A 6,538-nucleotide genomic window follows, 5' to 3' on the forward strand; every position below is an offset into this window, starting at 1 on the left:
CACCTGCTCGCAGGCGCGCGGCGTATCGAGCTGAGCATGCGCATAGCGCGGCGCCGGCGCCGGCTGGACGACCCCGTCGATGGTCACGAACGATCCGCGGGCCTTGGCGTGCGGGTGCTCTGGGGCTTCGGTCAGGCTGAGCACAGGCGCGAAACAGGCGTCGGTGTATTCGAGCAGGTCGCACCATTCGGCCCGGGTCTTGGTCTTGAACAGGGCCGCGATCTTGTCGTGCAGCGCCGGCCATTGGCCGCGATCGTTCTGGGCGTCGAACGCCGGGTCGGCGTCCAGCCCGGTCAACTTGCGCAGGGTCGCGTAGAACTGCGGCTCGATAGCCCCGATCGAGACGAAGGCGCCGTCGGCCGTCTCATAGGCGTCGTAGTAGTGCGCGCCACTGTCCACGACGTTGGCGCCGCGCTCGTCGATCCACGATCCCCGGGCCAGCCCTTCATGGAAGGCCGTCATCAACACGCCCGAGCCGTCCGACATGGCGCAGTCGATCACCTCGCCCTTGCCGGTCTTCGCGGCGTTGAGCAGCGCCGCGCACATCGAGAACGCGAGCATCATGCCGCCGCCGCCGAAGTCGCCGATAAGCGCCGGCGGCGCGACGGGCGCAGCGCCCCGTCTTCCGACCGAGTGCAAGGCGCCGGAGATGGCGATGTAATTGATGTCGTGGCCCGCGGACGAGGCGAAGGGACCGGTCTGGCCCCAGCCGGTCATGCGGCCATAGACCAGCTTAGGATTGAGCTGCAACAACACGTCGGGTCCCAGGCCCAGGCGCTCCATGGCGCCGGGACGGAAACCCTCGATCAATCCATCGGCTTCCGCCGCGAGCCGCTTGATCGCCTCCAGCCCGTCCGGTGATTTCACATCGACGGTGACCCGCCGACGATTGCGCATCATCGAACTCGACTCGTTCGGATTTGCGCCAGGGCGTTCGATGCGCAGGATGTCGGCGCCGCTATCGGCCAGCATCATCGCGGCGAACGGTCCAGGACCGATGCCGCCCATTTCGACGATACGCACGCCGCTCAGTGGTCCGGCCATGGCCGCCTCCCCGTTCCAATTCTCGTTGGTCAACGGAGTACCGGCGCGGGGGCGTCAGGGGAAGGGAGCCTGCGCGATGAAGCGTAGAGCCATGCGAGAGGGCGAACCCATTCCCGGCATCGTCACGTAGGCAGGTTGGACGGGTCGCGATCCACAGGCGCTACGGTCACAGGCTCACCGTGACTGCGCAGAGCGCTAGACATTCCATCAACCAGCAACTCAGCGTGCTCCCGGCACGCGAACGGCCCCATCCAGTCGTGGCCTTTCACAAACCAGCCTTCGGGTTTGTTAACGATAGTGAACGTCAAACAAGTCATGGCGAAGGCACCTCTGACTTATTCAACTCACAACTTTGCAGTGTGTTCCATTTTTTCTGTAATCTCTGGTTTATCCCGTCATTATTTGAACACAATGCGATTGTGAACGGCGTCTTCTTTGATCGACCAGACGTCTTGCGAGGTATGCAAACGCTTCGTGCCTTTGGGCCTGTGGCCTGGATCACTTCAGCGCCGACCTCGACCTTCGGGTCCAGGCGCTTTCGACGCCGTGATGGTCGCCTTAGGGCGTTGCGGCGTGCATTGCCGTGGACCCGCACTGGGGTCGACGCCCTGGATTCCGCGTTAACAACAGCGCATGTTCATTTTGCCGAGGGGAAAATCTCTGAATTCTCTCGAGCGACGGTGATGCCAGGGGTGTTGATTGGCTCCTTTCAAGAACGACGGATCCCGTCAGGTCATGGACATTTCGCCGAACTATCTCTTCCTTGGCGACGGCGGCGAGATGGGCGAGCGCATCCGCGCCTATGACTGGGCCCGCTCGCCCATCGGCTCGCCGGATCAATGGCCGCAGAGTTTGAAGACGGCCGTCCGTCTGGTCCTGACGTCTCGTCACCCGATGTTCATCTGGTGGGGGCCGGAGCTGATCCAGTGCTACAACGACGCCTATGCCGAGACCATGGGCCCGGAGCGTCATCCCTCGGCGCTCGGGGATCGCGGTCGCGATTGCTGGGCGGAGATCTGGCCGATCATCGGGCCCCAGGTCGACCTTGTGATGCGTGGCGAAGGCTCGACCTGGAACGACGACCAGCTTGTGCCGATTACCCGGCATGGCGGCCTTCGGGACGTCTGGTGGACCTATGGCTACAGCCCGATCGACGACGCCGGCGGGGTGGGCGGCGTGCTTGTGGTTTGCAACGACGTGACCGAAGCCCACCTGGCCCGCGATGCGCTTGACCAGCGCAACGCCCAACTGCGATCCGACGTGGAGCGGCTGCACGAGTTGTTTGTGCAGGCCCCTGGCTTCGTCGCCATACTCGGTGGGCCGGAGCACGTTTTCGAGTTCACCAACACCGCTTACGAGCGCCTCGTCGGACGCCACGACCTTATCGGCCGTCCGGTGCATGAGGTGCTGCCGGAGATAGCCGCGCAGAGCTTCTTGGACTTGCTCCGAGAGGTCTACGCCAGCGGCGAACCGCACGTGGGGACGCGTGCGCCCCTCCGCGTTGTGCGGGCGGCGGGCGCGGAGCCTGAACTGCTTTATGTGGACTTTGTCTTCCAGCCGATCAGGGACGCCTCCGGACAGGTTTCCGGCATTTTCGTCGAGGGACACGACGTCACGGCGAGGGTGATGGCGGAGGAACGCCAGCGGCTGGTGGTGGACGAGATGAACCACCGCGTGAAGAACATCCTGTCCACGGTGCAGGCGCTTGCGATGCTGACTGGCAAAAGCGCGAAGACCGTCGATGAATTCAGATCCGCTCTCAGCGACCGCATCCACGCGATCGCAACCACACAGGACCTGCTCATTCGGGGTCAATCAGGTCATGTGGAGCTCTCTGCAATCCTCGAGGCGGAACTGGCGCCGTATCTGGGGGCGGGTCAGGTGGACCTGCGCTGCGAGCCCATGTCGCTTGCGCCGAACGCGGCGGTGAGCCTCGGCATGTTGGTCCATGAACTGCTGACCAACGCTGCAAAGTATGGCGCGCTATCCACCCCGGCGGGCAGGTTGAACGTTCGCGCGACGCACGTCGGTCGGCAGGGCCTCGTCGAATGGCGCGAAACCATCGAGCGGCTGGTCGACGTTGATGTGAAACCCGGCTTCGGCACGCGACTCATCGAGCGTCTCGCGGGCGACCTGGGCGGGCGGGCGAGCGTGACGTTGTCGCCCACGGGGCTTCGGGCTGACATCGCGCTCGACCTTGGCCTCGATCAATCCAGGGGTGCGGAATTCCATGCGGAACTGGCGCAGCAAAGCGCAGACGCCGCGTGCGATACGCGCTTGGACCGCCCGAAGATCCCATGATGTACGGGCCGGCCGCGAAACCTAGTCGAACGCCGCTGTGCTCTACACCGCGGGCGCTCGGGCTCAGTCGAGTTTCACAGCGTCCGTCGGAACGGCGAGGCTCGCCGCAGTCCAGATTTGCTTAAGCTGAAGCTTGAGGCTGCGACTGGTGAGCTGCGCCTTGGCGTCCGAATAGCCTTCCGCGCGCAGGACCAGGGCGAGCTCGGTCAAGGAGGTGATTCTGCCCGATCTTGCCAGTTGGAAGGCCCGCTCTAGCGTTGTGGGACGATCATTCACGACAGGTCACGCCAGCCGCCGGGATAGAGTCCCTCAGCCGCCCGTCCGGCTTGAACCCCTGGCGATCGCCGCGCGCGCGCGCGGTGGATCGGGGACACTCATGCACAACTTCACACTCGCACATCAGATTCCAGAGCCAATGGCGCCGCCACGAAAGCCAGCTAAGGCGCTGAAAAGATTGGTAGCTGGGGGCGGGATCGAACCGCCGACCTGTGGGTTATGAATCCACCGCTCTAACCATCTGAGCTACCCAGCCACGGGGCCTTTCAGCGAGCGCCGGGTATAGGCAACGAAACGCCAGCCTTCAAGCGGCTTGGGACATTGGGCGGCGCGGGCTAGATTCCCCGACGCATGAGCGTCCTCCACCTTCTGGGAACTTCGGGCGAAGGCGGCGCGGAAACCTATTTCCTCGACCTCGTCCAGGCCCTGCACCAGGCGGGCGTCGTCCAGGCTGCGGCGATCCGCCGGCATGAGGCGCGCGCGACGTCGCTCGCCAAGTCAGGCGCCAGCGTCGGGGTGTTCGGTTTCGGCGGCCCGATCGACCTGCTGACCAAACCCCGCGTTGCGGCGTTCGCCCGTCGCCACGACACCCGCCTGGCGCTGGCCTGGATGAACCGCGCCGCGCGCCATACGCCAAAGGGGCCCTGGGCGCGGGTCGGGCGGCTGGGCGGCTACTACAGCCTCAAATACTACCGCGGTTTCGATGCCCTGGTGGCCAACACCGAGCACATCGCCGACTGGGTGGTGGAGCAGGGCTGGCCGGCGGGCCGCGTGCGCTACATCCCCAACTTCGCCGCGGCCCCCGCCGCAGGCGCAGCAGCCGAGCGCGCTGCGCTGGCGACGCCGAGCGACGCGCCGTTGCTCCTGGCCATGGGCCGCCTGCACGACGCCAAGGCCCACGACGTAGCGCTGGCGGCGCTCGCTCGGCTGCCCGAGGCCTATCTGTGGATCGCCGGCGCCGGTGCGCTGGAGGCCAAGCTCAAGGCGATGGCCGATGCTCTGGGGGTGGCCGGGCGGGTGCGGTTTCTGGGCTGGCGCAACGACCCCTCGGCGCTCTACCGGGCGGCCGACGTCTGCATCTTTCCCTCGCGCTTCGAGCCGTTGGGCAATGTCGTGATCCAGTCCTGGGCGCACGGCCTGCCGGTGGTGGCCGCCGCCAGCCAAGGGCCGGCCGCGCTGATCCGCGACGGCGAGGACGGCCTGCTGGTCCCGATCGACGACGCCGAGGCGCTGGCGGACGCCACGCGCCGGGTGCTGGAGGACGACGCCCTGCGGGTGCGACTGGCAGCCAAGGGGTCGGAGCGGGTAGCGGCCGAGTTCTCACCCGCCGCCGTGGTCGAGCAATGGCGCACCCTGTTCGCGGACCTGGGCGCCGGCTGATGTGCGGCGTCGCGGGCTTGCTGGGTGTGGACGGCTCGGCGCGGCTGATGATCGAGGCCCTGGCGCACCGCGGTCCGAACGGCGTGCGGGTGGAAGATCCTGCGCCCGGCTGTTCGCTAGGGCACGCGCGGCTTTCGATCATCGACCTGGAAGGCGGCTGGCAGCCGCTGCATGCCGCAGGTTCCACGGTGATCGGCAATGGCGAGATCTACAACTACGTTGAGCTCACCCGGGACCACGGGTTGGAAGGCGCGTTGGCCACCGGGTCCGATTTCGAACCCCTGCTGCACCTCTATGGACGCGAGGGCCAAGCGGCCTTCGACCGGCTCCGCGGCATGTACGCCCTCTGCCTGCTGGGCGCGGACGGCCGCACGTGGCTGGCCCGCGATCCATTCGGGATAAAGCCGCTCTACCTGCTGGAACAGGACCAGGGCCTGGCCTTCGCCTCCGAACCTCGCGCCTTCATCGCCGCCGGTCTGCTGGCGGCGGAACTGGATCTCGAGGCCGCCCGCGAACTGGCGGCGCTCAACTACACGCTGGGCGAACGCACGATCTTCAAGGGCGTGCGCCGGCTGGCGCCCGGCGAGGTCGTCGAGGTCAGAGACGGTCGTCTGGCGCAGCCTCGCCGCCGGCCGGCGCTAGCCTCCACCCGCGCGGCGGCGCGGGGCGGCGAGATGGAGCTGGTGCGCAAGCTCGACACGGTGCTGGAGGACTCGGTGCAGGTGCACCAGCGCGCCGACGTCCCCTACGGCCTGTTCCTGTCGGGTGGTGTGGATTCCTCGGCGATCGCCACGGTGATGGCTCGCCTGAACGCGCGCCCGGTGACCGCCTTCACCTGCGGCTTCGACGCGCCCGGCGCCCGCGATGAGCGCGCCCAGGCGGAACGTGTCGCCCGCGCTCTGGACCTTGAGTGGCACGAAACGCTGTTCGACGAGGCCGACTTCTGGCGCATCCTTCCCCAGGTCGCCTGGGCGCTGGACGACCCGACGGCGGACTACGCGATATTGCCGACCTATAAACTGGCGCAGGCCGCCAGGGACACCCTGACCGTGGTGCTGACCGGTGAAGGCGGCGATGAGCTCTTCGGCGGCTACGGACGCTATCGACGGGCGCGGCGCCCAGCCTGGCTAGGCGGTCGCGCGGCAGAGCCGCAGACCTCAGATCCACAGGTGCTGCAACGCTGGCGCGACGCCGCCGCCGCGCCGGATGCGCTGAACGGCCTGCAACGCGCCCAGTGGGGCGACGTCGCCACCTGGCTGCCCAACGACCTGTTGCTCAAGCTCGACCGCTGCCTGATGGCGCACGGCCTTGAGGGCCGCACGCCGTTCCTCGACCCGGAGGTGGCGGCCTTCGCCATGGCCCTGCCCGATCGCTACAAGGTGCGCGGGCGTCACGGCAAATGGCTGCTGCGGCGCTGGCTGCAGCACGCCTGCCCGTCGGCTGATCCATGGGGACGCAAGAAGGGCTTCACGGTGCCGGTCGAGACCTGGATCGCGCCGCGCGCTGCGGACATCGCGCGCCGGGTCGGGACTATCGC

Annotated in this window: 5 protein-coding genes and 1 tRNA gene; 3 read left to right on the plus strand and 3 right to left on the minus strand. The window is 67.1% G+C overall.

The window, feature by feature from the left end; translation table 11 throughout:
• Positions 1-1,044, minus strand: a 1,044-nt coding sequence (locus Q8R27_RS13065) for a CaiB/BaiF CoA-transferase family protein (protein WP_305699424.1), incomplete at its 3' end; no start/stop codon positions are given.
• Between the two features lie 699 nt (positions 1,045-1,743).
• Here Q8R27_RS13065 and Q8R27_RS13070 point away from each other — a divergent pair.
• Complete coding sequence (locus tag Q8R27_RS13070) at positions 1,744-3,345, plus strand: sensor histidine kinase (RefSeq protein WP_305699425.1); 1,602 nt, start codon at positions 1,744-1,746, stop codon at positions 3,343-3,345.
• A gap of 63 nt (positions 3,346-3,408) precedes the next feature.
• Here the strand turns inward: Q8R27_RS13070 and Q8R27_RS13075 are convergent, their stop codons facing one another.
• Both Q8R27_RS13075 and Q8R27_RS13080 read right to left on the minus strand, forming a co-directional pair.
• Positions 3,409-3,555, minus strand: a complete 147-nt coding sequence (locus Q8R27_RS13075) for a hypothetical protein (RefSeq protein WP_305699426.1) — start codon at positions 3,553-3,555, stop codon at positions 3,409-3,411.
• A gap of 245 nt (positions 3,556-3,800) precedes the next feature.
• A tRNA-Met gene (locus tag Q8R27_RS13080) sits at positions 3,801-3,877 on the minus strand.
• A gap of 95 nt (positions 3,878-3,972) precedes the next feature.
• Here Q8R27_RS13080 and Q8R27_RS13085 point away from each other — a divergent pair.
• Both Q8R27_RS13085 and asnB read left to right on the plus strand, forming a co-directional pair.
• Entirely contained in the window at positions 3,973-5,001 is a 1,029-nt protein-coding gene (locus Q8R27_RS13085; RefSeq protein WP_305699427.1) for a glycosyltransferase, read from the plus strand.
• Positions 5,001-6,538, plus strand: a 1,538-nt coding sequence (gene asnB / locus Q8R27_RS13090) for an asparagine synthase (glutamine-hydrolyzing) (protein ID WP_305699428.1), incomplete at its 3' end; no start/stop codon positions are given. The genes Q8R27_RS13085 and asnB, both read left to right, overlap by 1 nt.

Origin of the sequence: Phenylobacterium sp. (genome assembly GCF_030697305.1) — a bacterium.
Classification (GTDB): Bacteria; Pseudomonadota; Alphaproteobacteria; order Caulobacterales; family Caulobacteraceae; genus Phenylobacterium.

Bases quoted from the DNA above. Each gene is read 5' to 3' on its own strand.
- Q8R27_RS13085 (WP_305699427.1), top strand. From the start codon at position 3,973: ATGAGCGTCCTCCACCTTCTGGGAACTTCGGGCGAAGGCGGCGCGGAA.